Origin of the sequence: Paenibacillus pectinilyticus, from assembly GCF_001700435.1 — a bacterium.
Taxonomy (GTDB): Bacteria; Bacillota; Bacilli; order Paenibacillales; family NBRC-103111; genus Paenibacillus_E; species Paenibacillus_E pectinilyticus.
The window spans coordinates 1,003,812-1,030,322 of the sequence record NZ_LYPC01000014.1 but is presented as its reverse complement, the minus strand read 5'-3'; the positions used below and the strand labels follow the sequence as shown (position 1 = coordinate 1,030,322).

Here is a 26,511-nt window from a genome sequence, read left to right as displayed (position 1 = left end):
AACTTACTTCTCTGTAAAAAAGAGGACAGCCACCTCATTCGCCGGTATTTCCCAACACAGACTCTCTCCAGCTTCTACGTCAATCGGTTCACGCTCATCAGTAAGACTTGAGATCTGACCTGAGACAGATACGCGAAGGTCTGCTCTGGCTGCATTTCCCTTATTAATCAAAATAAGGATCGCTCCGTCTGGATGCTTCAACATACGCAGTCGCAGCAAAGCATGGCTGTTCAACAGTTTCACACAACCATATAATCGCTCTCCTGCCATTTCCTGAAGAAGAGATAGCAGCCTCTGATCTGGCTTAGCAAAATAATGTTGGAAAAAACTCGTTCCTATTCGAATCACCTGACCTGAGCCACGATTACTTCGCACACCTGCAAGGCTGCCATCCGAGAAACGACCAAGTACTTCAGCCCCCTCCAATGCCCTCAGCGGCAGGCGATAGAACCAACCTGGCCACTCAGAACTTTCCTCCGTGCCATTCGTCACTGAAAATGGATCGAGCTCCGTCACCACATCTTCGAACTGCGCACCGAGCAGTTCCGATGCGGCGAGCATCGTCTCCGGATTCAGTTTCCCATTGCGATCTTTCATTCCGATGAGCCCATCCGCAATAACCAGGCCGCCACGAGCCACGAATTGCTGTAAAACTTCGATCTCCGCTAGCCCCAGCACAATCGTGTTCGGAAGTACGAACACCTGCACATCCTGCGGAATGCCTTCCCGGATCAAACGCTCCTCATTAATGAAGGCTACCTCTGCGGACAAATCAGAGAACATCAGATACGCTCCTGCCATCGCATCGCCGTATAGGTTCTCATTCCGCGGATTCTTCGCATCATGACCTGAGCCTTCTACCGCGCCCAGCGCCCAGGAGGCTTCCGAGTACAACAGCATGACCCTCGCACTTTCGCTTCGGCTTTGCTCAAATAAAGGCGCATGCGCCGCAATCAGACTTGCGGTCTCCTGCACAGCTTCCAGCCTCGGCGACGTGCCGCCCCACGGATTGAGCAAAGCCCATTCCCCTGCTTCATAGCCCGAGTTACGGGCGTTGAAGCACCAGAACACAACGGCTTGCGCGCCGCTGCCGAAGCCCTCCCACATCCATTCGCGGATTACCGCTTTGGATGGCGTATACGCCTGACCCGCCGAATACAGCGTGAGTCCGCCTTGCAGCTCCGTCACCCAGAACTTCCCTTCAGGGTGACGTGTTGCGCTCTTCATCAAGTCGGCGAAGAACGCGACCGACTGACCAAAGCGCCGCTCCGGGAACCGCAGCGAATGCCACATGGGATGCGCTGAACAGCCCAAGAAATCAACAATTTCACTTTGCTGCCAGATTGACTGCCCCCCTGCTTGCATCTCCGCACCTAAGTTATGCGGGTTTGTGTGTACAGGATGCTCAGATCCATGTTTCCGGATCTCATCTCGAATCCACGCTAACTCCTTATTCAACGACGCCACGGCAAATCGTGTCCACATTAAGCGCTCTGCGAACGATTGGAACGGCTGTGTGTTCAGAGAAGAACGCTCGTCATGATCGTCCGCCAGCTCCTCAAAGTTGGCATATTGGGTATATGCATGCCGATTATAGGCTTCAACTGTTCCGAATTGCGCGTTCACATAGCCAGCGTAGGCATGCATGGCTAGCTTCGTTTTCGTCAAATACCGGGTCGGTTCATTCCATAAAATCCAAGAATGTAGAGCACTATGCTCGGCATATTGTGTAACGACCTTTTCCATATACAGACTTGCCTTCAGCCGATAGGCAGGGTCTTCCAATTCCGCAACAGATTGCGGGCCATCGGTCATATGCATCCAGCCGGGAGGGCTGATGGACATTAAGGTCGGTATAACTTGCAACCCGCAACGCTGCGCTTCATCGAAACAAGCATCGTAGACTTCGAATCGCCACTGCCCCTCCTTTGGTTCAAGCTGCTCCCAGATCATGAACAACCGAATGAGCGTAAGTCCATGTTCCCCCATACTTCGAACCCAATTGCGCACTGCCTCCTCGGTATCATCTTTATTGATAAATAATTGACTGCCTAGTTGTAACGACTCCGCCATTTCATTCTCTCTCCTTCGCGATGCCTATAGCTGACTTATTCTTTCACGCTGCCCAAAATAATGCCCTTCGTAAAATACCGCTGCAAGAACGGATATATGATGAGGATCGGTAGCGCCCCCAGAAAGATTTGCGCGGCACGCGCCGTGCGATCGGAGATGAGGGCCAATAACTCCAAATCGGTATTGTTTTTGATCAACGTATCCAAACCTACCACGACCGTATATAAGTAACTTTGCAGCGGATAATGGGTCGGTGAATTCATGAATAGAATCCCATCAAACCAAGCATTCCAATGGGAAACCGTTACAAACAATGTTAGGGTTGCCAAGGATGGGGTAGACAATGGCAAGTAAACGCTCCACAGAATTCGCCACTGCCCAGCGCCATCCATAAGAGCTGCTTCTTCTAACTCTTTGGGCAGCGCCCGGAAAAAGTTCAACAAGATTACAACGTTATATACAGGCACAGCACTTGTCAAAATCAATGCCCAAATCGTATCTAATAAGCCGAGTGAACGCATCGTCATGTAAAGCGGGATAATCCCCCCGCTGAACAGCATCGTGAACACGAAAATCCACACGTACAGTGTTCTACCCTTGAAGCTTGCCGCTTCCTTGGAAAGCGGGTAAGCCACCAGAATCGTCAGCACCATGTTCACGAAGACGCCTAACACGACCCTTTTGATCGAGATGATAAAAGAAGTCATAAATTCCGGTTTTTCAACTATGAATTGATACGATTTCCAAGTAAAGTCAATAGGCCAGAAGGTCACTGAGCCTGTCGCTACGGCATTATTAGAGCTAAGCGACATCGCTAGCAGATGAATCAATGGCAGTATGCAGAGGACTGATAAACCAATAAGAAAGATATAATTGACAATTGTAAACCCTTTATAACCCCAGTTCGTAGTTTTGATCATCTTGAATCCCCCCTTTTACTCAGAAAATGCGATAGTTCGCAAAGCGATAAGCCATTGTGTACGAAAGTGCGATAAGAATAAGGGAAACGAGCGATTTGAAGAGCCCCACAGCTGTCGCAACGCCATATTGTGCGTCGATCATCCCGATTCGATATACGAAGGTGTCGATAATGTCTCCGCTTTCATAGACGATCGGACTGTACAAATTAAACACCTGATCAAAACCTGCATTCAATACATTCCCGATACTGAGCGTTGCCAACAAAACAATAATCGGAGCCATGCCTGGCAGTGTAATGTGCAGCGTTTGTTTCCATCGATTGGCGCCATCCATCGTCGCTGCTTCGTACAGCGCAGGGTTAATACCAAGAATTGCGGCCAAATACACAATCGTACTGAAGCCGAACTCCTTCCATTCATTGGTTAGTACCAGCGTAAACGGAAACCAGTGATTGTTGCCTAGAAAGAAAATCGACTGCATCCCTAAGGCCCGAAGACCAGCGTTGACGATTCCCTCTTTGGGCGAAAGAATATCCAGCAAGATGCCGCTTAGAATGACCCACGAGAGGAAATGCGGCAGATAAACCAGCGTCTGAACGAGACGTTTCACAGCATTCTTTCCGATCTCATTGAGCAGAATCGCGATAATAATCGGAACGATCAGACCTACAATAATTTTCATCAAGGCAATATAGATCGTATTCCAAAGTACGCGATAGAAATCTGGCAGCTCCATCACGTAACGAAAGTTATCGAGCCCGATCCATTTGGAATGAAACAACCCCTGTGTCGGCATGTATTTCTGGAACGCAATTGCGATGCCAGCCATCGGATAATACTGAAAAATGAGGATGGCTATTAATCCGGGAATGAGCATCAAATGCAGGGGCATTTGTGCTTTCCATTTTAGTCTATTCATCTGTTCTCCCCCTTACCGGATATAAAAAAAGAAGCTGGATTATCGCCAACCTCTTCCATGTCTTCATTATAAAATTAACGAACAGGCTACCGATACGGGACATTTTTGCGGGTCTTGCTTTATATTAACCAGATAATTTGGAGTCGCGATATACCTGTGGTGTGAAGCCTGTGACCTTCTTAAACAGCCTTGTAAAATAAGGGGCAGACTCCAATCCCACCATGGTCGCAATCTCATGGATTTTGTGCTCTGTAGTCATTAGCAGCGTCTTTGCTCTCTGAATTCGCACCTCCGTAATGTAGTCTAACAGCCCCTGACCTGTCGTCTGTTTATACATGCGGGAAAGGTAAGGCGGACTTAAATACACATGCTCCGCCAAGCGCGTTAACGACAGCTCCTCTTGGAGAAAAGCATGTACGTAATGCTGAATTTGCCCAATCATATCGGTGGTGCGTTCTGCCTTTTTCAGCCCATGATAATCCGCGAGCGACAAGGCAATGCCTCCCAGAAACTGAATACCCTCCACGGTACTACTATGCTGAAAAGGATTCAGCAGCTGCTCCATTCGGAATGCTTCGCCGAGCTGATTGATTAAATGGCGCTTGTTGATATACGTCAAAAGGAAGGCAGAAAGCTGCGAGAATGCTTCATAGGCAAGCGCCTCCCCTGCATCGTTGCGCGAAAGCAGGTTGATCGCCTTAACGATCTCACCAAATAGATACACGCAGCCTTCCTTTTCCCCGTTATCCAAGTAGGTTTCCAGCAAATCCATTTTGCGCAAATGGATGCGCAGATCCTGCTCCTCATAGAATTGCTTGCTGGAGCGCAGTTCTTCCTTTTCTTCACTGCGCTGCTCGGTCAGCATCATCTCTTGGTCCTTGCCGATGCCATAGGCAAGCTGCAGCTTCAGGACCTCAATCCGCTGCATCAGGGATTCCCAAGGGCAGAAGCTTGCGGCCATCATGAAGGAGACCGGCACCTTCAGGTGACGGCGACAGGCCGCTTGCACAAGCTCGACGCCACCTGCAAGCGTGCGAAGAGCCTGCTCTTGCGCATCTTGCTCCGCTATAGACTCGCTAGGCTGAACGAGCCAAATAAACCGATTGCGGTCATACGGAAGCGCTATCATTTGTAAGGAGCCATTCAAATATTCGTCTGCAATGTTATGGACCGAATAAAACAAAAGCGACTGATCCGACGGTGCGGCGAAGGAGCCCCACTCATCCAATCGTCCGATGACAAGGAGGATTGGCCGTTCTGCGTCGAGCCGAATGCCGAGCTCCTCGAAGCGTCGAGCTCGCACCGCAGGCGCCTCCGACTCGCCTTGAATAAGCTGTCGCAAATAATCGCGGCGTATCGTTGGCAATGCCGACTGAAGCTGCTCACGCGAGCGCTTCAAAATCTCTTCGCGATCGATTTCGATCTCAATGTCCTGCACCGCCTTGTGCACAGCTTGAATAATGGCTTCGTCGCCTTCCGTTTTGAGCACGAAGTCGATCCCCCCATTGCGAATCGCCGTCTGTGCGTAAGCGAAGTCATCAAAGCCCGTTAAGAACACGATACGGCAGCGCGGCCACCTTTTGCGCGTATACTCCGCTAGCTCCATCCCGCTCATGCCTGGCATCCGAATATCGGTGAGCAAGATGTCAATTTTGCCCGCTTCCATCTTCTCAATGGCTTCCTTGCCAGCGTGGGCTTTCACAATTTGGAAATCCATATCTTCAAGTTCTAGCAAAGTTTCCGTCAAATAATGAACGGCCAGCGGTTCATCGTCAACGATCATCATCGTTAGCATACAATCACGTCCTCTTTGACAAATTGAACAATCTATCGAGCAACTGGAATAACGACTGAGACAATCAGTCCGCCTTCCTCACGCTGTTGAATTCGAATTCCTGCCTTCTCTCCAAATCGCAGTTGTAAACGGCGGTGAACGTTCAGCATGCCCGTCACTTCTTCGGGCGCTTGCCCCTCTTGTGTTTTGGCATGGAAATCGCGAGTCTCCTCATCCGTCATCCCTTTCCCATTATCCTCCACATGGATGATAACGAGCATTTCTCCCTCATTGATTTCTTCGCATGTGGTTGTAATCTGCAAATGGCGTTCATGATGATCCTGATCAAAGCCATGATGATACGCATTTTCCACAATAGGCTGCAGGATGAGTCTTGGCACAATAACCTGTTTGCACGCTTCTGGCAAAGGTTCCATCTCAAAGGAAATTCGGTTCATATACCGGATGCTTTGAATTTCCGCAAAAGAGCGAACATGACTCATCTCCCGCTCTAACGGGACTTCTTCACTGCCGTTACGCGTCATGTACTGGAAATAATCACCTAAATACTTCGTGAATCGCGTTGACGTGTCAAAATCATGCGCTTTCGTCATCCGGTAAAGCAAATAAAAGCTGTTATATAAAAAATGCGGATTGATTTGCGATTGCAGCTGCTTCAATTCAGATTGTTGGGTGCGGATTTTCTGCTCATAGATTTCAAAAATAAGTTTCTTCAAATTGGCGACCATGTTATTAAATTGGGCATATAAATAATGAAATTCATCGCTGCTCTTGTAGGTTAGCTCGACCTGCAGATCGCCAGATTCCACCTTGCGGAAAGCGCGGACAAGCCTGCTGAGCGGACGATGAATAATCCGGTACACATACAGCGAGAAGAAAATGATGACGATCAGCGCGCAAAATGAAATGAGATATAAGTACACTTGATAGTGATCAAGCGGCCCCATAACAGCCTTTTCTGGCACAAAAGCGACCAGCGTCAGGTCCAAGGCCTGTGAATAGGTAGACACAGTAAGAAGTCGCTGATTACCGATTTTGATCAACTCGTTAGCGCTCTTAGCCCTTAACGAAGTCGTGTCTGACATTTGCTTCCTAACCGTTTGACTGATCAGTGAGTAAGCCTCGTTATTTTGCGTATGGACGATATCCCAATCCTCGCTGATGATCGCTGCGCCCCCTTGCTCATAGTTGGAAATTTGTGCCAAATAGGTTTGCATCGCTGACATGGACAACTCCACCTCCAGCACGAACATGGGGTCGCGCCCTTCCGCCAGTTGATTATTTGGATAATACTCACGCAGATAAAGATGATCATCGTCGCGATAAAATAACCCTTTGCGGGAAAGCGACTCTTTTTTCACTTGATCGAGGCGCTCTCTTGGCAAGCTGTCCGCTAAGTCTGAGGAGGTAATTATTTTATTAATCGGCGGAATATACACACTGGCCCGCTCAATATACATGCTGGATTCTTTCAATAGCACAAGGCGTTGTTGAAATCTTTTCAAATTCACAAGCTTCTGATATTCCGTCAAGCTGCCAGGTGTTATACTGAGCGATTCCAGATCTTCATCGTTCATATATTGGCGTTGAATGCGTCCCATTCTGTCGATTTCATTTTCAAGCGATGTCCGGTAGAACTGGACTTGCGATTCGAGTGATTTGGAAATTTCGCCCCGTACGAGATCTGCCCCCCACTCGTTAATGCGAGTTCCGATCAGATACATGGGGGAAAGTACAATTAAAAAGGTAACAATTAATTTACCAAGTATCGAGAACCGTCGTTGTCTCCCTGCCATTGCATAACTCCCCACTCCAACATCCTTTTTCTCACTATACAAAAGATTCTCCTTGTTGGATAGAATACAGCGTCCATAAGACAATAAAAAGCAAGCAGGATAAAATTGTCCCCTATTCGCGCCCAAATGCCCCCTCTATAATAGACATCTATAAGAGATGCCGATTATGGGATTTCTTACCATCACTATTAAGAAGAAGGAGGTATGATTGACAATTCATAACGAATGAACATCTGATTCTTCACACGCACGCCACATGGAATGGATCCTATTTTCACAAAAGAAAGGGGACATCCAATGTCCAAACACGGTTATTTCAAATACATGACACTCACATTAGTTGCTGCACTCCTGTTCTCAATCGCCGCTCCAATTCGGTTATTGCCGGCCTATGCAGCATCTCCGAATGACAATCTGCTGGCGAACCCCGGCTTCGAGAACGGGACTTGGAATGGTTGGGGATTCTTCAACGCCAGTCAAGCAACCGTTAGTGTTCAGAACACAGTGAAACGAAGTGGCAATTATGCCTTCAAGGCTGCGTTTACTGGAAATTCTGAGCTTCAGTTCTTTAATGATGTGAAGCCTGTAACCACAGGGGCCAATTACTACTATGAGGTCTGGGTGAAATCAGAGAACATGATCCCCTCTGTGGTGGATGCCACTTACGGTGCTAATTATTTCCCTGCTATGAAAATATCTTCGTACAATGGAAGCACGTGGACGGGTCACCCTGCCGGTCTTCCGAACACACCCCCTAATCAAGATTGGACGAAAGTCAGCGGCACCTTCGTTATGCCTGCCGGTGCAGACAGCTTGAAATTCCTCATTGGACGTTTCAATCCGATCGGTGCGCTAAGCGGCTCGGTCTATTACGATGATGCCTTCCTCGCTCTAGCACCAACTTCGCTAGGACTTACTCGCACAGGGAGCGGTACGTTAACAGGCACCGCTAGCTTGACCAATTTGACTATCACCGCTAATTATGGTGCGACTCCCGTTACCATAGCTCCCTCCGACTCACATCTGAGCTGGGCGGTCACGAGCGGGAATGCCACCATCAGTGGCGGCAATGTCGTCTATACAGGAACATCCTATGGGGCAACGGTCACGCTGCAGGCTTCCTATCTAGGCGCAACGCAGACGATCAATCTGACGATGAACCCTAACGATGCCTCACTCCCCACTTGGACGAATCCCACTCTCATCATCACTTATCCGGATGCTTCAACAGCTCGTTTGACTTGGACGGGTGCCACAGACAATATAGGCGTCACACAATATATGGTGTATGCAGATAATTATGCAGAAGCTACGACTGCAGGTACGACCTACGATCTGACTGTAACACCTGGTGCCAATTACACTTTCCGGATTGAGGCAGGTGATCAAGGCGGTAACTGGAGTACAACTGGTCCCCTGCAAACCTTGACTGTTCCCGATATTACACACAACTGGAGTATATCCGATCGAAGTCTCAAGGCCAGTTCCAAAACCGATAGTGCGCTCTCGCTCGCATGGAGTGGAGCGGCGAATCCAAGTACAATTACCCAATATATTATTTATCAAGAGGGGGTTGAAATTGGCAGAACGACGGCATCCAAACCTTATTTTAGTGTAACGGGATTAACAGGGAATACCCTCTATCACTTCAAAGTTGAAGCCGTGACCGCTGCGGGCATTTCCAATGATGGTCCCACCATAATGTCGAGAACGCTTGGATCCACCGATAATTTCGTACAAAATGGCGGCTTCGAAAGTGCATTGAATGGCTGGTACAATGGCGGTGGTGGGTATTTCATCGGCGAAGTCCAAACAGCTGTGAAGCAAAGCGGCAACAGCGCTCTCCACTTTCTGTTTCCTGGTTCCAATGTCAAAATGACATACGATCAATATTTTACCGTCACCGGCGGTAAACAATATTACTACTCGTTCGGCCTTAAGACCTCACAACTCGCCGATCAGAATACGGTTTCTCAGGGACCGAGTGTTATCTTCCATACGTTCCAATCTACAACGTTCAAAGGTAAGATCGATCTAGCTACGAACCTGCCATCTAACCAAGATTGGCAAACCTATCAGAACATAGTCACGATGCCAACAGATATCAACACCTTGCGTTTTCTCATTCAGAGACCTCAAAGTTCAATCACAACACAGACGGTATCCGGGGACTTGTATATGGATAATGTCTTCCTCACCCGAGTTCCTGATTCCTTACAAATGAGCACTTCGAATACCAACTATCTGGTTGGTCGCAGCGTGGATTTAAGCAAAGACCTAACACTAAATGGTTCCTTTGATAGTCAATTAACAGCCATCGATGCCACGTCTTCTCTCGTCAACTGGGAAATTACAAGCGGTTCAGCATCCTTGAATAATGGTTTACTGAGCTTTACAGGCGGGAATACAGGCGGCAACGTCTCCCTGAAAGCGACTTATCTTGGCAAAACAACAACACTGGTGATCCCTTTTGTCAGCGACAACGTATTGCCAACTTGGCCAGCTGGGTCGTCATTGCAAGCAACAGCCAAAGGCAAAGATTTCTTGGCGTTGAACTGGAATACCGCAACGGACAATACAACGAATCTGACCTACCAAGTGTCCGTGAATGGTACCGCCCAACCTGAACAAAGCACAACATCTGTTACTCTGTCCAGTCTTGCAACAGGCACATCTTATCATGTAGAAGTAAGAGCCAAGGATGTTGGAGGTAATTGGACAGCGAGTCCACTTTCCTTAAATATCACGACATCTTCCTTAACAGATCCAATCTGGACAGCACCTGCGCTCATGTCGAGTGCATTAACCAGTTCATCCGTTACACTTAGTTGGAGTGGCGCAACTGACAGCACAGGGATCACGCAATATAAACTATATAAAAGCTATTTAAATGGCAGCCAGATCGTTCAAACCAACGTAGCTTTATCCAATGTGACCAGCTATACGGTCACTGGATTAGACCCTATCACTTCATATACCTTCCGAATCGAAGCTGGAGATGGCAATGGAAATTGGACGATTGGCGGGCCTAGTGTCGTGGTCACGACCAGCTTATCCCCCGTTCAAGTCACTGTTCACGAAAGTCAGATTGTTAAACCCGCCTCCAAAGATCTCTTAGGGGAAAACTTCGACTTATTATCAAGCGAATCCGTCTTCTTAACAGATACCGTAACAGACAATACGATTCGCAGTGAATTTTACACACAAATGCAAGGTATTCCCTTAGGACTTGCTCGATTCGGAGGCTCCGACTCGCAAACGTTTCATTGGAAGCTCTCTCTTGATGCAGTTGTAGCCAACAGACCAAAATATCCCAATGTCTGGGGAAATCCTCAGATCAATCGTTACGGGCTCATGGAATGGTTGAATTCCACCAAAGCTGTAGATGCCAACCGTAAAATCACTTGGACATTTAACATGATGAAAGAAACCGCGATGGATGCTGCTGACTTAGCTGAATTCTTTACGGGCGACGGTGTTCATGATCCGAATGGTGGCACCAACTGGGCACAGCAACGCATCACCCTAGGTCATCCTGATGTGGTTCCCGTTGCCACTTATGAACTTGGCAATGAGCTGGATATTGGTCTTGATGTCGATACGTATATCGCACGCTCCAAGGCAATTATACGCGAGGTGCGACGCGTAGATCCGAACGCGAAGTTTGCGGCTTTAGCCACGACAGCAGCTTGGGATCCCAAATATAGCAATGGCAAATGGCGTGACTGGCACAAGAAAGTGCTGCAAGAGCTTGGCAATGATATTGACTACATTACATTCCATCCTTACTATTTAGGCCTACCTCTTAGTGAAATTGATAATTATTTAAACGATATTCACACGGACATCACGACTTGGGAAAATAGTCCTGCTCGGCTTAACAGTTCCCATCATATCTTGACGTACATCTCCGAGCATGGTGTATGGCCGGTTCGTGACAATGCGATCTCTCTTGCCGATAGCGCTACTAATTCCCACAACCTAGAAGGAACGCTTGGTGTTGCTGAGTTTATTAACCGTATGTATAATCGCCAAGATGTTGCCCTAACGACACTGCACGTCATGGGAGGCGAACCGTGGGGAGTTTTGTATCGCAAAGCATCCAGCACGACGAATCCCAATATCTACACGACGGGACTTGGCGATATGCTGAAACTGATGAATCAAGCATTAGGCACCAATGTTGTCAAAACAGAAACAAGCGGTTCACGAACAGCGCTCACGGACGCGAACACCACATTGACGGTGAATGCGATCACAACGGCTACTGGCGGGCTTAACCTCATCCTAATCAATCGAGATGCAAGCTCTTCACGTGATCTCACCTTCCAATTCGAGAACAGCTACAAGCTAAAGAAGAAAACGGTGCTCACCGCACCGAATCTCACTGACGATGATACCGAGGTAAGTCGTCCGATTACCGTAACAGATACAACTGTGAATGGCACACAGGCACTTACGCAATTTACAGTCCCGAGTAAAAGCATGGTCGTTCTGTATTTAGCTCCGTAAGATGAGACGAACGGTATAGAACAAAGCAGGCTATCCTCTCTTTGATTGAGGGGGTAGCCTGCTTTTTCCATTGTGGAGATAGTCACAAAAAAACTACCCCTTCCGTAGATTTCTCTACTTCCAGGGTAGCTATCCTCTTCCTATTTGTTTTTCGCGTACCAATCGTTCACTTCTTGCTCGATCTTATCTCCGCCAAGCTTTTGGAATTCATCAGCAAACTTGTCGAAATCATCGATAGGTGAATCCCCCATAATGATCTTCGTGAACGTTTCAGCGACTTTCTTCTTTAGCGTCGGCAGCTTCTCAGCCATAGTCGGTGTAGCTGGAGCCAGGAATTGATTGTACTGCCCAAGCTTCGCATTGTTATACTGATCGATAACACTATAGCTGCCACCATCACCCATAACCATGTTGGCAAACCACATGGAATCATCACCGGCTTTAAACTTCGTCATGCGATCGAAATGGACACTAGCTGGGAAGCCAAGCTTACTGCCATCCCCTTTCTTAAGGGCATCTTGCACTTGATGGTAAGCATCCAAATTCGTGTTAAGCGCATCCATCGTGACTGGCGCATATTTCGCCGCCATAATGCCTGTTTTGGCATCCGTAATGAAAGGGTTAGGATCAGGTGCATACGATTTCTCGTAGAAACGATTGATATAAATATTGGCTAGTTTAATCGCAGCCTCAGGATGCTTAGCTCCCTTTTTAACCACATAGAAGGTATTTGCTGTATCGAAAAGCTGCGGTGAAGCTGGCTGGCTGTCAATCGAAACGATCGGATACGCTCTCCACTGTGCTTTCGGATCCTTCGTATGATTTTCCTTTTGGATAAAACCACCATCTGACACGTAGCCATAAGCGAGCCCAACTCGACCTGCTGCTACATCTTCTTGAATTTTGGCTGGCGGCTTAACGCCGAACTCCTTATCAATGACGCCATCTTTATAGAGTTCCTGTAGTTTCTTCAAAGGTGCTTTCATTTCCGGTTGAATGGAACTATAGACGAGCTTGCCCGCTGCATTTTTGATGAAAATATCGCTTTCAGCATGATAGCCGTTAAAGAATCCACGCAGTGAACCGTGTCCGTAATCCCAGAAATTATTATTCACGGCAAGCCCGATCGTATCTGCTTTCCCGTTACCGTCTGGATCTTGTTTGGCAAAAGCCGTTGCAATTTTGAATACATCATCCATCGTTTTCGGCTCAGGCAAATTCAGCTTCTGCAGCCAATCGGTACGCACGTAAATCATTTCTGCTGTACTAATCCCTCCGTTGCTGAACGTATGAGGAATCCCATACAGTTTGCCGTCAATGGAAGCTGCTTTAAGTCCGACACCACCATCTTGATTCAGCATGCTTTTCAAAAATGGTGAGCTGTATTGCTCCCAAATCTTAGTTAAGTCCTCAAGCATCCTTGCATCCGATAAACGCTTCATTTCTTCCTTATTAACCTCGAGAAAATCAGGAATATCGCCGGATGCGATCGATACATTCAACTTTTGATGATATTGTGTGCCATCAACTGCCCACGTATTTTTCACTTTAATGCCGTAATCTTGCTCAAAAATTTTGGTCCAGATATTACTGTCGATCGAATCACCAGCCGCATACTTAAACGTAGCATCTACAGAGCGAACCGTGGTCACCTCAATCGGTGGATCATATTTCCCTAATGGATCTACGGCCACCGCCGCCGTTGAAGCTGCTGTTGGACTCACCGTTGCTGTTGCAGATTTGGATGCTTCTGGTTGATCAGTCGAATTGCTGCACGCGCTTGCGATGAGCGATAACAACATAATTGAACCTACTGAGACTGCCCCGTACTTTTTCCCATGATTCATTTTCATTTCCCCCTCGTTGGCCCTTTATTCATAGTGGATACGTTTTCATTATAGAATCACCGGAGCATAGCTCGAAACGGGACATTCTTGCGAACCTTGCCTTTTATTACGCTCTTTGTCTATCTTAAGGATAATAGAAGCTCGAGGGGGATAGCAAGACATGAAAGTTGGCAGCCATGAATGAAGAAACCTTGGAAAAACCTCTTTCTAGGAATAGGTTTATAATAAGTGATAGCTATCTGCCATTTCGTGCATTTTCCGATAAACGTTAGGCGGGAATCCGAAATACGCTTTAAATCTTCTTGAGAAATAAAGCGGATCCTCGTATCCGACTTGAGAAGCTATTTCTTGAATCGTTAACGTTTTCTTCAAAAGCAGCTTCGCATGCTCCATGCGAAGCTGCAAAAGATACGTGTTCGGCGTCATGCCCGTGCAGCTTTTAAACATTTTCGAGAAATGCGAGGGGTTATAACCAGCTTTCAGCGCTATTTCAGCAATTGAAACCTTCTCGGGCATACGCTCATGCAATACATGAATGGCCTCTCTTACTTGTTTTTGGATGTGTCGTTTCACCAAAGCAAGCTTATCTTCCCCCTCCATCGATCGGATAGGGCCGCATGCGGCGAACAGTAAGAGCAAATAACCTGTTGCCTCTAGATCACAATAGGCTGCCCCACGGTTCAAAGTGGCTTGAATTTGGGTGCACAGATACTTGGCATGTTGAAGATGACTGAGATGAATCACGGGATGATGAGGCGTCACACCAATTGAGGTTAAAATGTGCTGCACTCGTGATCCTGTAAATCCAACCCAGCGATAATGCCATGGATCATCCGGCATCGCCGCATAACTCGTCAGCTCATTCGGGAAAATGAAAAAGCATTGCCCCGCTCGCAGCTCAAATGTATTCCCTCTCGTTTGAAATCTCCCTTTCCCACTAAGAACGAGATGCATCAAATAATAATCCAGCACCTGCGGTCCCCTTTCTTGACATGCTTCTGTCTGATGCTCGCCGCTAAATAACACCACGGCCTCGCCATTCCCACACCATGGATTGAAGTCCAATGCGAATACCTGATTTTCCATCTGACTCTCCCCTCTATCACATTCATTGTGAAGCATCACGAAAGTGTCCATGTACGGATGGTTTTTATCTATTCGAATCCCGCTGCGGGTAACTTATAGTGAAAGATGGTTGACGACTAAATTGAATGAAGGAGTGGTTTATGATGTTGTGGAATTACCAACGTCACGTTCGGTCCGTCTTACTCATCTTGATGCTAGGGCTATTCGTTGCTGCCTCACTTATGCTGCCCAAGCAAGCCTCAGCTGCACCGATCCAAATTGGCAAGGATGCCTTTTACGGCAAAGTCCCAGGTCTCAATGAGAAAAGCCGTGTTACCATCTGGTATGGTACGAACACCGCAACGCAATCGCAGCTAGACACGCTTAAGACGTATAATTTAGTTATTTTGGAGCCCACGATTCGCATCATTAACGTTGACAAAGGTCAATATTATTTGGAAACGTTTACGGCTAATCAGGTGAATGAAATTAAGCGTGGCACAGACGGCATATTGGGTACCGCGGACGATGTCATTGTTCTGGCCTATATTTCCGTCGGAGAGCTTCTTACGAGCAGCGTTTTTACAGGTTTTACGGGCTCTATGACTATTCAAAATGGGAAGGATGTCGGACTTCTTCCAGCCAACTACAGCGGTCCAAGCGGCCCTTTACATGGTCCAAACCCTTGGAATTATAACGCACAAGGGCAATATATCAACGTGGAAAATGGCGCCATCCCCGACGGAACTTATAATGCCGGCTACAACAATTATGCAAACATGTCCATCGCAAGTGATTACTCCTCGACGGGAAGCTTGCTGCAATGGCGAAATAGCGGGCTCATGCCTTGGTATCTGGACCAACAAGGCGCCACTGCCAATTGGATTACAGATTCTCGGTATATATATGGTGGTTACTGGAAGAATGGCGATAGCAGTCCCGATACCAATCTGACTTATGGCGGCGGCTACATCAACGGGGGAGATCCATCTTGGAAGAAGCTCATCACCTTTATGACGGATAAATTAGAGCATGATGTTGCATATGACGGTGTCTTTTTGGATACGGTCGATACCCCTGACCCTGTCGGCGGCGCAGGACCGACAACAAGTTGGGGACCCCGAGGCAATTTCGGGTTCACGGCCCAAGGCATGGTTGAGCTCGTTGAAGCCGTTAAAGCTGTAGATCCCTCCAAAGTTGTCGCTGCCAACCGCGCTTATTGGTACTTTAATCCAGATGAAGGTACCTCGCAATTCGCTGTAAGATATCGAAAAGCCATTAATATCCTCCTCACGGAGTCGTGGTATTACAATCCTTACATCACAAGCGGGTCCAAATTCTACGATGAAAATACCGCATTCGCTGCGAATTGGAACACCAACCCGGCCTCATCCACCTATCGGAATCGCGACAACTTCGGCGGGTTCTGGCAGGACTATATCAATGCACAGGCGAATCAAGATGACGGATTTAATGTCATTATTTGCGATTTCACCATCCCTTCTGCTTCCACGGACAAATGGATGCACCAAGTTGTGGATGTTAGTCACTACATGGGGTATGACGTTAGTGGCGCTACGAATTTCACCAACTTCTATGGCAATGCCAAAGCTTGGTTAGATGCCAAAGGGTCCACCTACGCTGCTCCATCCTTAGCAGGTGTCCATGCAACTGATCTGTACAGTGGCTTCGAAAACGACGGTCTCTTTACCGATTGGACGAATGAGACGCCGATCTTCAATGATCCAAGCGGCAGCAATGCCAAGGGGATTACCAAAATCTATACCAAATTTATTAATGATAAATTTTTCATGAAGATTGACGCCAATACCACCTTAAACTTAGTTGGCGAGATGATTTATTTTGACAATGATAAGAAAGGAACAACTGGCTGGCAAGGCGTCTCTTGGCCGATAACACCGGATGCACGAATCTATTTTGAAAATGCGAATAAAGCGTATCTAGCGCCACATATTGAGGGGCAAGGGGATGTGTTCAAATTTCCCGTAACCACGATTAGCAACAATGGATGGCCTGTTCGTTTTAAACAATCCGGAACACAAGCTGAGCTTGAATTTAATGCGAGCGATGTGTTTCCAAGCAGTTTGGCAGGCAAGCCGATCTGGACGTGGTTCCGGACAGCGAATTTCGGAGGATCTTTGATCGCTTTCACCATTCCAGCTGCTCCAGCGATTCCTAGTGCACCAACCGGCCTTGCAGCTGTAGCTGGTGACAGTCAAGTCACACTTTCTTGGGCTGCCAATTCGGAAACCAACTTAACAGGGTACAATGTGTATCAGAATGGTGTGAAATTGAATACGACTCCTGTGTCCGGTCTCACCTACTTGCGCACAGGCCTAAGCAATGGTACGACTTACAATTTCCAAGTGTCTGCAGTCAATACGCTTGGCAATGAATCTGCGTTGAGTTCTACCATCACTTCTAGCCCACATGCGCCTACTGCACCCAATGCGCCAACAGGTGTCACCGCTACTGCAGGCAATAATCAAGTAACCTTGGCATGGTCTTCCAATACAGAACCTAATCTTTCCGGGTACAATGTGTATCGGAATAATGTGAAGCTGAATAGCACCCCACTCACGTCTCCAAGTTATGTGGATACAGGCTTAACGAATGGCACGACCTATGCGTATCAAATCTCAGCCGTGAACACAAGCAGTTTAGAATCTTCGAAATCCACTGCGGTCAACGCAACGCCTAGTGCGACGGTCTCGATCGTGATTGATGGCAATGCCAGCGATTGGGGTAATGTTCCCCTTTTAGCATCCGGATCATCGACGGTTCAAGTGTTACAAGCGACAAGTGCTGGCGGAAATCTCAAACTGCTCCTTCAAGGTACGGGTATGAATGTCAAAGGTCAATTCTTCATCGACACGGATAACAACCCTCTCACGGGGTACAATGCCGCTGGATGGACGAATACGGGGAGTAAAAGCGGCGCCGAATATATGATTGAGAACAATATTGTTTACAAAAACCTGGGTGGCGGGTGGTCTTGGAGTAACGTCAAAAATCTGGCAACTACGGGCACCTCACTGGAATTTGAACGCAATGCTACCACAGTAGAACTAACGGTTCCTTACGCCACATTAGGCGTTACACAGGGAGCTGTGATCCGCATCGGCTATATCAAAAATGATTCGCTCACAGATCGTTTACCCGCGCAGAATACTGTACTTCCTTCGATTACTTTAGGCCCATAGTGTAATACAAAAGGATGCAGTACGAGCCAGTCTCGATCTGCATCCTCCTTTTACTTCAAGACAAACTTGTTCATAGACCTTTCCAATTCCTCCGAAATATGCTCTAGTTGCTTGGCATTTTCGAACAAGGCTTGTGAGGTTACGAATTGATTACGGCTCTTTTCTGCCACGACAGTTGAAATAGCTGAGAACTGATCAGCGATGCTGGCAATGGAAGTAACACTTTCGGACAGCACGCCTTGCCGCTCATCCACTTGCTTCAACGCCTCGCCAAGCATGAAGATTTTGGCCTGCGAATCCTCCATAAGCTGCTTGACTTGGACAAACACGCGCTCCGTCTCGAAAGCAAATTGAACCTGCTCTCGTACAATTTCGTACATGTCATGATTGAGTTTGGCCGATTTTTTAACATCCTGGACGACAGCTTCAACCAAGCTATTGGCTTCCTGAATAAAAGAACGCGAGCTCTCGGCCAGTTGTTTGGTCTCCATCGCGATAACGTGAAAACCCTTGCCATGCTGCCCAGCTCTTGCTGCTTCAATCGTAGCATTCAACGCAAGTATATGCGTTTGCTTCGTAAATACGATTAGCTGTGCTAATACACGATGAATCGAGGAAATCCCTTGAAGGAGCGTCTCCGTTTGGGCAACGGCCTCTTGCCCGATTTGCTCCGTGCTGTCAGAACTTTGTCGAAGCTCATTCAAGAAGGTCATCCCTTCATCCGAAATGTCGTTCACCTGCTGAACGGAAGCTATCATGAGCCGATGAACTGCGTTGGACTCCTCGATTTGATGCTTCACTTCCCTCATGACCTGCTGGCCCTTCTCTGCTTCCGCAGCCATGCCTTCTGCCCCCGCTGCCACCTCCGTGATGGCTTCAAAGATATTGTCTGAGGCCGTTACATTCACTTCGACTCTCCCCGTCATCGCAACCGAGATATGAGCCATGTCGAGTGCGCTGCGACTACTTTGGGTAACCATCGTAGAGATGTTCTCCAGCATGGTATTAAAATCTTCACTAACTACGCTTATTTCATTATGGCCTATGACCTTCATGCGACCCGTAAGATTGCCATCTGCGCCAAGCTGCATCAGTTGACGAAGCTTAGCTAATGGTTTGCCAATGCGCGCAGCCAAGAATAGAGAGACAATAATCGACGCTATGAACGCGATCGCTGACACAAGGATGGCCCAATTTTTAAAGCTTTGGGCGTTTTTGATCAAATCGCTGGTCGGCGTCTTGGAGACGACATACCAATCGGCAATTGGAGAGTGTTGATAGGCCAAATAGTTGGATGCTCGATCTTCTTTTAAAGAAAAACTGCCTAATTCCGATTGGAAACGATCACCAGTTATCCCAGCCAGGGGCTCGGACGAGGGGGTAGAAGATGCGGTTGACAGCAAGACGCTGCCTGCTCGATTCACGATTAACATCTGGGTATGATCCGTAATCGTCACGGCGGTTAATTCCTTGAGCAGTGACTTCGCTTGAAACTCAACGACGAGCACATAGTCTGTTTTTGCTCCAGATATCGTCTTAGAAAGAAATCTGCTATAACCAAACAGAAGATCTCCGTTTTGACTGACAATACCTCCCGGGTGCGGCTGAAACCACACGGCTTCTCCAGCCTTTTCCACCGTCTTCTTAAACCACGCTTGGTCAATCACTTGTTCCCTTTTCAATTGCCGTTCTGTTGATAAAACCAGTTTACCGTCTTGCAGCGGTATCCAGCTCATACTTTGTAATTGCGGTTGGGAGGCCATATACTTTTTGAATGTATTCTCTGTGGCAAGCCCTCCAGCAAACGAAATAGATTCATCCCCCAAGCTGTAGTCAGAAAGTTGTTTCAACACGGTGCTATCCGAGAATAATTCACTTGAAAGCGATACATCATTCGTTAAGCTGACATCTAACTTATAACTAATTAAGGTGATCATTTGCTGGACCAATTTGCCCACTTCATTTTGCAGGATGGACTTCGTTGTTTGGTAATTCATCGTACTTAGAAAGATAACCGTGCTCAAGATCAATAACAGGATCACTACAAAAATTGAAGCACCCGTCGATCGTAACGATACTTGCAACTTTGGGAATACTTGCCGAAGGGTACGCATGTCCCGAATTCTCCTCACTACAGTAGAATAGCAGAAAGAGCCATGACCTATTCGCATGGCTCTTTCCGAATAAATGACAAGTTACGAATACAGATTAGAGGCTATTCTTTTATTGCAGGGTATACGTTGGCAGTGCTGCGCTCGCACCAGGCAGACGCGCACTTGCGGAATCATTTTGAATAAAGCCTAGTTTAATGCTTTGGCCAGCACTAATCCCTAACGTGGATAAAGGGATTGCAGCCTCGATAACCGTATTGTTCTTCACCAGTTGGGATGCGGATAGCGTTAACGCAGGTCCGTTCCAGGTCCAGCCGTTTGCGGTACCCCCATACGTATAAACACCGTTGTTCTCCACCAATACATCCGTTCCCGATGTTGTCCAACCCCCGGCATTGTAGCCCGTGCCAGTGTTGTTATCTTTGTTGATGTAGAATTGGCTTTTCACATTGAGGCCAGTTCCTTGTACAAGGATATACAAATTCGTGCTGTCATTGGTCACTTTCAGGGTTTGGGCTGTCGTCGTCGTACTAGCTAGAGTGCCGATCGAGCTCCAATCGCTGGCACTTCCGTCAACGGTGATCGTTGTTCCTCCGCCGCCTCCGCCACTACCAGCTGTATAAGACCCTGTTCCTGTCGATGAACCATTGCCTTGCAGGATGATTTGACCTGTATTCGTGGTACGTTTGTACTGTCCGGAGCTAGGGTTCGTCGGATCCGCCGAGTACGTACTTCCATAGGAAGTGCTTAGATTGCTGTAATAGTTGAGTGTGCCATTGCTCGCTGAATAGTTCAGATCTGTCCATTGGAAGGCAAAATTGTACATCGCAGCCCCCCACCAAGCCATCTTAAATTTATCGGTCGTATTGTCGGATGAGGATGCCGCTCCACTTGCAGCACTCGAGACGGCTGCGGTGAGAATTCCTTTGTTACGCTGATAAGCCAGCGCTTTATTGGCCTTGGTGTACCAATCTGTCGTGGATTGATACGTGTTGCCCGATACCAACCAGCTCTCAGCTAAGTACCAGTCGCCCGACTGCGCATGTGTCGTGCTTGCTGCGCCGGTTTCATCCTTATCCCCACTTGCATCATCAACATTCCACGAATTCATGAACACCTTCATGCCCTTACCGTGAATGTAGTCGAGCATCGTATTCTGCCTTGCCCGTGTAACGCCATAATCGAAGCCATAATCATCGAGGAAGATACCGTATGCTCCCATTGCGTACCACTCATCGACATAGGTTTTCATCGTAGCGATGGACAAGTTTTGCGTGCTGACGCCGAGATCCACGTAGCCGAACACTTTTTTGCCGGCATTTTTCAAATTGGTCATGATCGTTGCGGTGTTAGCATGGTCGCCATGCGTGCTGTGCTCAATCCCATCAGCGAAAACAATAATATCGAATTGATTGAACGTATTGGTCGCTGTCGTCACATTGCCGCCTGCCCCATTGACGGCAGAAGGCCAGCCATAATAGATGGCCAGATGAGGCAGTGCCCCGGTTGAATCTGCTGCGGAAGCCGTTGCTGTAAACATTTGCATAACAAGTACACTGCTAATTAAGCCAGCCCAAACCTTTTTCATAGTAAATCGCTCCTTTTTCGCGCGATGCGCGAGATGATTTCACGATTACTTCAAGTCCATAAAGCGGGATAGGATGGCACTTGCTTGTGCTCTTGTCATAGGTGCTGTTGGCGCCAGCGTCTCGTCTTCAAGTCCTTGCAGTAAGCCTTGCTCCACACTAGCTCGCAATGAATCTTGGGCCCATATTGCTGCTGTTTCCTTGTCTCGGAACGACTCGTAAGATGAACTTCCCGTCACTGTTGGTGCCTGAAGTTTGGCTGTTTTGATCGCATTCTGCAACAGCACGGCTGCTTGCTGCCTCGTTATCGGTTGATTCGGTCCGAAAGCGCCGTTACCGATCCCTGTGACAAGTCCGTTCTGCACGGCAACTTGCACAGCCTCTGCATACCAATCGTTCTGATTGACATCGTTAAATCCAGATGAGTCTGACGTTTTCGCAGTCAACCCTAGCTCCCGCACGAGCATGGCAGTAAATTCAGCTCTGTTTACTGTACGGTTTGGTGCAAATTCAGACTCGCTGTCGCCTTCAATGATGTGTTTGGCCGCTAGCTTCTGAATGTCAGCAAATGCCCAATGATCACTAGGCACATCACCAAACGTCTTATGCAGCTCTAACACCGCATAGGAGCTGAAATGCGATACTTGCGCGATGAGATGGTCGCCTTCTTCACGACTGGATACGAAGATAGGAACGCCATCCTCAGCCAGATAATAAACGCCGACTAAATCATGATTGGCATTGGCATTCAGTGGAAGCGTCAATGTTAATGGTGTTGTAAACTGATTCAACACTTCGCTTTGACCTTCTCCACCAATCAAGCTCAGTTCCAGTCGAATGGCGCCTCCGCTTGAACTCCACCCCTTCGAGCCTGAGGCTGTAGACAATCCAGCAACCACGTCTTGCAATTCCGTACCTTGCACAGCTTTCCATGAGAGGGACAATTGTGCATTCGTAAATCCTTTCAGCTGCTGCAGGCTCTGAACCTTATCCATCACCTCCTTCGGGATTTGCAATGAGAAGGCTCCACCTTTTACATCTAACGCCGCATCTTTATTGGCTAAAGCCGACAATGGCAAGTGGAGTTCTGATTTTTTCTCATCCAGTGTAACTGACATATGCCCGTTAACTTGATCAACTTGGGTAACCTGTTGTACCTGATCATCCTGCCACAGAGTTGGACCCGTGTACGGTGGTGACACTGGCGGGTTCTCGCCATGAATCGCAATCGTGTCCAAAGCGTACCAACCATCACTACGTTTACCAGCAATTGCTAACTGAATGCCTGGTTGATTCGTTTGTGGGTCTAGGATACCGACAAGCACCGTGTACGTTCCTGTTGTCAACGTGCTTGGCACATGTAAGGGAAGCTCAGCTTGCTGCTCACCTGGCAGCCAATTGCGAATATCGGTCTGTGAAGCCTTCGTAATCGAGGAAGTCACGATTTGTCCTGAAGCATCTGCAAGCGCGACCGCAACAGGCCAATCCATGTAGAACGGAGCCACACCTTTATTCGTCCAGTACGTAGACAACGTTACGCTGTCACCCTCATTCGCGGTAGCTGGATGCGCTGCGGACTCCAAGATGAAGCGATAGCCCATCGTTTTGAGCATCGTATCCATATTCTCCTGAACCGCTTGTGTCACACCATCTTTCCCTACTTGATAATCGGCCGGTGAGGAAGGTCCAAGCCAAGAAGTATGGGAAGCGTATGTTTCATACAGTGATTCCATAATCGCGTCGTCTTTCAAGGATTGCAGCGGATTCCCGCTGGTGAACTCCCCGCCAGAGAAATTCGATTTCCAGAAATCTGGTATCTTCGAAGCCGCTTGAACGTCTGCGGCATTTTCGCCTGGCTCGAGGTACAGATTAATTTCATTCCAGCCGTTAATCGTCCAATCCAACCAGGATGCTGTAGAACCTTTATCACCGAACACATCGTTAAACAAACCAAAATGGTTATCTGCTGCGATTGGGAATGGCTTGCGCATCCCCAGCAATTTATGGTGGAAATTATCCAAATATTGCGTGACATACTGATTCGTTACCGTTAATTGCGGGAACTTCCCAGATACATCCTCTGGCCAGTTGTGGAATTCACCCCAGTGCCCTAATGAGCCCAACTGAATGAATGCTACACGCGGGTCGTTATCGTAGTGCGCTGCATACGCTTTGAGCATGCGCTCATGCTCACTAATGAGAACGGGCGAGCTATAGTTCGGTGCAAATCCAGAGCCAATAGATTCTGTGTTGTACCATTTACCTGCTCCTGCCGTGCCTTCCGCTTGCACTAATTCATCGTATAGCCAATCGGGAATGTCTTTATGTGTTGGATCGGACGTTGGCGTATCCAAGACAAGTCGAAGATTCATTTTTTTTCCTAAACTGCTCCAGTAAGCAAATTGATACTTGGCTTCAATGCCAGCCCAGTCGAATTGACCTTTGACCGGTTCGAGCTCGCGCCAGGAAATCCCCACATACATTAAGCTATTTGGCTGCACATACGGCTCACCTGCTGGCTTCTTCGCTGCATCCCTCGCCCAAGCAACCCAACCCATGAAAGGGTTGTTTAACACATCAAACGATTGCCTTGGGATATAAGCATTGGCCACTACGGGCTGATTCACAACTTTGGATATCCCCAATAGCGGTGTCCCAGGTTCCGGCAGTGCAATCGCCTGCTTCGATACATAACCAACCTTCATCGCACCAGGGCTAACTCGGCCAATTTGATCCAGATACACAACAACTTGAACGGCGTCAGGCATTGGCTTATAAAATGCTGAACCAACACGAACCCAGTCTGCTGAAGCGCCTGCATATCGATAGATAGAATTGCGATCAATCCGATAATCGATGCCAGCTCCAGCCCATCTTGGGTCTGTGTATCCCGTAGTTGCGGAATTATCACTGTCGATGAAGAATTCGTTTTGCGTGTTCAAATTTGCACCTTGCACAAGAAAATACAACTTTTGGCTGTCTTGAACAGCATTTAAGGTCAAATTCGTGCTGCCAGCTACAGCTTGCGTATCAATCTGCGCCCAATCATCCGTAAGACCATCAACGGTCATCACGGCTCCAGCGAGAGATACGGCAGCAGGGTAATTCGCAACAGATGACGTTTGAGGCGCGTAGTCATCTCCCACACCCAAAGATACTCTCACCGTACTAGACACATTCGTCCATCCGCTCATATCGATAACGCTCTCCATGATGCTGTGACCTGGCGCAGCATATGTTGAACTGATGACCGTCTCGGCAGGCCCAACAAAATCCCAGGCCCAACCTGAGCCCGCGCTCTTGTATACGCTCCCATTCTGCATCAAATAGTCAGCACCCGTATGTGTATATTGCCAGCCTTGGAAGCCAGTGGACGAATCATTATCACTATTGATGAACAGATTCTTCTCCCCTGAGAAATCAGTTCCATGCGCAAGGGCATATAATTTCGATCCTTCAACAACAGCATATAAATCTTGTAGTTTACTTCCTTGGCTAACGCCAACAGGCGTAAGTGCAGCCCAATCCGTATCGTTGCTATCTACGGTAACATCAGGGAGAGATGGAATGACAAGCCCTGGATTTCCACCTGGTGCTGGTGCATAATAATCACCGCCATTGAACGTTATATTGATTGGTTTGGGTCCACTTAACCCAAGTGATTGTAGAGGAACCGACATCTCAATAACTTGGTTATCCCCAGCTCCGCTTGCTGCATACTGAATGTCAGGTGCAACAACCGAGGCCCAAGACCAGCCAACGCCCGTATTTTTGAACAAACCGCCATTTTCGAACAAATAATCTGCCCCAGCTTTCGGCCAAGCCCATGAAGCAAATCCGGTACTATTCTCTTTGTCCGTATCGATGAATACATCGTTGCTCGCAGCTAACTTACCTGTGACGAGAACAGATAAAGTTTCGTTATTCTGCGATGCATATAATTTCGTATTGCCATCAGCCGACTGTCCGAGCGGGGTGACACCAGCCCAATCATCAACAGCACCATCTACCGTCACCTTCACGCTTGGAGCAAACATTGTCGTTTCAGCATCAACATCCAACATGGTTTTTCCCGCATCCGGCAAATAGCTATTGCCATTCTTCGTGAAGCTTACCTTCAATTTCGAGGAGTCCGAGAGGCCAAGCTTCGAAAGATCAACTGCAGCTTCTACAACAGTTGACGTCTTGCTAAGCGTAACGGAATCTATTCCTACCCAAGCTCCACTAACCAAATGGAACAACTGATCACCCACGATTTTATAATCGATCCCGCCACTATTCGACCAAGAGGCAAGCGCCTCCCCTGTCGTCTCGACATTATCACTATCGATATAAAACGTCGTACTGCCAACATCCATTTGTGTTCCCGTCGCTAACAGATACAATTTACCGTTTTTTTGCACAGCCTTCAGCAGATTCAAGCTTTGGCCGTAAGCAACGGAATCCTTTTGGATTGCGGCCCATTCATCCGACGCACCGGTAAATTTCGTTGCGACTGGCTCACTCCCTTGTGCTGAAATTCCAGCTGGTACGATGAAAGAACTGACTAATAAGGATGCCAAGGAAAGCGGTACGGTTAGCCTTCGCCAAGGTCTGAAAGTGTTCATTTTTTAACCAAACCTCCAGTAATTGTATAAATTTGGAAACAAAAAATGAGACCCAG

Annotated in this window: 12 protein-coding genes; 2 read left to right on the top strand and 10 right to left on the bottom strand. The window is 47.7% G+C overall.

Going from position 1 to position 26,511, the window contains the following annotated elements:
* Positions 1-3: 3 nt before the first annotated feature.
* The 5 genes from A8709_RS11250 to A8709_RS11230 all read right to left on the bottom strand — a co-directional run bounded on the left by A8709_RS11250 (position 4) and on the right by A8709_RS11230 (position 7,503).
* A complete protein-coding gene (locus A8709_RS11250) occupies positions 4-2,073 on the bottom strand; it encodes a beta-galactosidase (RefSeq protein ID WP_065852436.1) in 2,070 nt (689 codons plus the stop codon).
* A gap of 35 nt (positions 2,074-2,108) precedes the next feature.
* The gene (locus A8709_RS11245) at positions 2,109-2,993 is read right to left on the bottom strand and encodes a carbohydrate ABC transporter permease (protein ID WP_065852435.1); all 885 of its coding nucleotides are present in this window, start codon (positions 2,991-2,993) and stop codon (positions 2,109-2,111) included.
* A 19-nt stretch (positions 2,994-3,012) separates the two neighbouring features.
* Complete coding sequence (locus tag A8709_RS11240; RefSeq protein ID WP_065852434.1) at positions 3,013-3,912, bottom strand: ABC transporter permease; 900 nt, start codon at positions 3,910-3,912, stop codon at positions 3,013-3,015.
* 124 nt (positions 3,913-4,036) lie between these two features.
* A complete protein-coding gene (locus A8709_RS11235) occupies positions 4,037-5,707 on the bottom strand; it encodes a response regulator transcription factor (RefSeq protein ID WP_065852433.1) in 1,671 nt (556 codons plus the stop codon).
* A 32-nt stretch (positions 5,708-5,739) separates the two neighbouring features.
* Positions 5,740-7,503, bottom strand: a complete 1,764-nt coding sequence (locus A8709_RS11230; RefSeq protein WP_141692492.1) for a sensor histidine kinase — start codon at positions 7,501-7,503, stop codon at positions 5,740-5,742.
* A 297-nt stretch (positions 7,504-7,800) separates the two neighbouring features.
* Here A8709_RS11230 and A8709_RS11225 point away from each other — a divergent pair, with 297 nt between their 5' ends.
* The gene (locus A8709_RS11225; protein WP_065852431.1) at positions 7,801-12,015 is read left to right on the top strand and encodes a fibronectin type III domain-containing protein; all 4,215 of its coding nucleotides are present in this window, start codon (positions 7,801-7,803) and stop codon (positions 12,013-12,015) included.
* A gap of 140 nt (positions 12,016-12,155) precedes the next feature.
* On the opposite strand, the gene A8709_RS11220 is transcribed toward A8709_RS11225, so the two are convergent.
* Together A8709_RS11220 and A8709_RS11215 are read right to left on the bottom strand one after the other, a co-directional pair.
* A complete protein-coding gene (locus A8709_RS11220) occupies positions 12,156-13,862 on the bottom strand; it encodes an extracellular solute-binding protein (RefSeq protein WP_084224829.1) in 1,707 nt (568 codons plus the stop codon).
* 219 nt (positions 13,863-14,081) lie between these two features.
* Entirely contained in the window at positions 14,082-14,948 is an 867-nt protein-coding gene (locus A8709_RS11215; RefSeq protein WP_065852429.1) for an AraC family transcriptional regulator, read from the bottom strand.
* A gap of 143 nt (positions 14,949-15,091) precedes the next feature.
* Here A8709_RS11215 and A8709_RS11210 point away from each other — a divergent pair, with 143 nt between their 5' ends.
* Positions 15,092-18,151, top strand: coding sequence for a rhamnogalacturonan endolyase family protein (locus A8709_RS11210; protein ID WP_065852428.1), 3,060 nt, complete (start codon positions 15,092-15,094; stop codon positions 18,149-18,151).
* Between the two features lie 50 nt (positions 18,152-18,201).
* Here the strand turns inward: A8709_RS11210 and A8709_RS11205 are convergent, their stop codons facing one another.
* The 3 genes from A8709_RS11205 to A8709_RS11195 all read right to left on the bottom strand — a co-directional run bounded on the left by A8709_RS11205 (position 18,202) and on the right by A8709_RS11195 (position 26,455).
* Positions 18,202-20,265: a methyl-accepting chemotaxis protein gene (locus tag A8709_RS11205; protein ID WP_065852427.1), complete on the bottom strand. Its 2,064-nt coding sequence runs from the start codon at positions 20,263-20,265 to the stop codon at positions 18,202-18,204.
* A gap of 109 nt (positions 20,266-20,374) precedes the next feature.
* Entirely contained in the window at positions 20,375-21,850 is a 1,476-nt protein-coding gene (locus A8709_RS11200) for a hypothetical protein (protein WP_065852426.1), read from the bottom strand.
* 45 nt (positions 21,851-21,895) lie between these two features.
* Positions 21,896-26,455, bottom strand: a complete 4,560-nt coding sequence (locus A8709_RS11195; RefSeq protein ID WP_065852425.1) for an S-layer homology domain-containing protein — start codon at positions 26,453-26,455, stop codon at positions 21,896-21,898.
* Positions 26,456-26,511: the final 56 nt, after the last annotated feature.

Excerpts from the sequence above, each read along its gene's own strand:
- A8709_RS11250 (WP_065852436.1), bottom strand. The coding sequence starts at position 2,073 with ATGGCGGAGTCGTTACAACTAGGCAGTCAATTATTTATCAATAAAGAT.
- A8709_RS11245 (WP_065852435.1), bottom strand. The coding sequence starts at position 2,993 with ATGATCAAAACTACGAACTGGGGTTATAAAGGGTTTACAATTGTCAAT.
- A8709_RS11240 (WP_065852434.1), bottom strand. The coding sequence starts at position 3,912 with ATGAATAGACTAAAATGGAAAGCACAAATGCCCCTGCATTTGATGCTC.
- A8709_RS11235 (WP_065852433.1), bottom strand. The coding sequence starts at position 5,707 with ATGCTAACGATGATGATCGTTGACGATGAACCGCTGGCCGTTCATTAT.
- A8709_RS11230 (WP_141692492.1), bottom strand. The coding sequence starts at position 7,503 with ATGGCAGGGAGACAACGACGGTTCTCGATACTTGGTAAATTAATTGTT.
- A8709_RS11225 (WP_065852431.1), top strand. The coding sequence starts at position 7,801 with ATGTCCAAACACGGTTATTTCAAATACATGACACTCACATTAGTTGCT.
- A8709_RS11220 (WP_084224829.1), bottom strand. The coding sequence starts at position 13,862 with ATGAATCATGGGAAAAAGTACGGGGCAGTCTCAGTAGGTTCAATTATG.
- A8709_RS11215 (WP_065852429.1), bottom strand. The coding sequence starts at position 14,948 with ATGGAAAATCAGGTATTCGCATTGGACTTCAATCCATGGTGTGGGAAT.
- A8709_RS11210 (WP_065852428.1), top strand. The coding sequence starts at position 15,092 with ATGTTGTGGAATTACCAACGTCACGTTCGGTCCGTCTTACTCATCTTG.
- A8709_RS11205 (WP_065852427.1), bottom strand. The coding sequence starts at position 20,265 with ATGCGTACCCTTCGGCAAGTATTCCCAAAGTTGCAAGTATCGTTACGA.
- A8709_RS11200 (WP_065852426.1), bottom strand. The coding sequence starts at position 21,850 with ATGAAAAAGGTTTGGGCTGGCTTAATTAGCAGTGTACTTGTTATGCAA.
- A8709_RS11195 (WP_065852425.1), bottom strand. The coding sequence starts at position 26,455 with ATGAACACTTTCAGACCTTGGCGAAGGCTAACCGTACCGCTTTCCTTG.